At 73.0% G+C, this 768-nt stretch carries 1 protein-coding gene; it reads right to left on the bottom strand.

Going from position 1 to position 768, the window contains the following annotated elements:
• Nucleotides 1-260: 260 nt before the first annotated feature.
• Nucleotides 261-768, bottom strand: a 508-nt coding sequence (locus tag JAO81_RS41915) for a hypothetical protein (RefSeq protein ID WP_199553255.1), incomplete at its 5' end; no start/stop codon positions are given.

Here is a 768-nt window from a genome sequence, read left to right as displayed (position 1 = left end):
GGTGGCCGGGGCGCGGGGCGGGGCGGGGGCCGGGTAGGCGGACGGCTGGGGGGGATGGCTGCGGGCAGGGCCTTGACGGGGTGGGGTAGTGCGGGGGCGCCCGTGGTGTGGGCGCCCCCGAGGGGGTACGGCGCTGGAGAGGTGCCCGGGCCCCTGGGGCCTGGTCTGTCCATGGCTCCTCGGGCCTGCCGGGCAGAGGGCAGGGCTGAGGTGGCTTTGGCGCCGTACCCCGGTCTAGGGGTGGTGCAACTGCCCCGGGGTCAGCTCTGGGTGTGGGTGTCGGCGGAGTCGTTGCGGCGGGCGGTGCGCTCTTCGAGGGCGGCGTTGACGGCCTGGTCCTCGATGAGCTTCATGGCCTTGTCGACGGCGTCACCGAACCGCTCGGGTGTCTCGGAGTACGGTCCGGTGCCCACGCTGCTGGGTTCGGTCGGGGCATGTTCGTTCAGCGCCACATGGACTGCTCGTACTGCGGTGGCGAATGCCTGCTGGGTGGACACGTCCTCGATGTTGAGGGGGGTGCCGGTGTAGTCGGCGGTGGCGGCCAGGAGCTTGCGCATCCGGTTCTGGAGGTCGGGGCCTTCCCACCGGGATTCGGCCTTGCCCCGGAATCCGTCGAGGAGCTGGGCTTCCTGGCGCAGGGGCTTGAAGCGGGCCAGCTGGGCCTCGTAGGTGCGGCGGGCTTGCCCGTGAGCCCAGCGGTTGGAGGCCTCTCGGTCGGCGGCGGCCAGGCGCTTGGTGAGCCGGTAGGCCCGCCAGGTGGCCGGCACG

The sequence above is a fragment of the Streptomyces sp. N35 genome, assembly GCF_016464295.1.
GTDB lineage: Bacteria > Actinomycetota > Actinomycetes > Streptomycetales > Streptomycetaceae > Streptomyces.
This window is presented reverse-complemented; position numbering and strand designations above follow the sequence as displayed.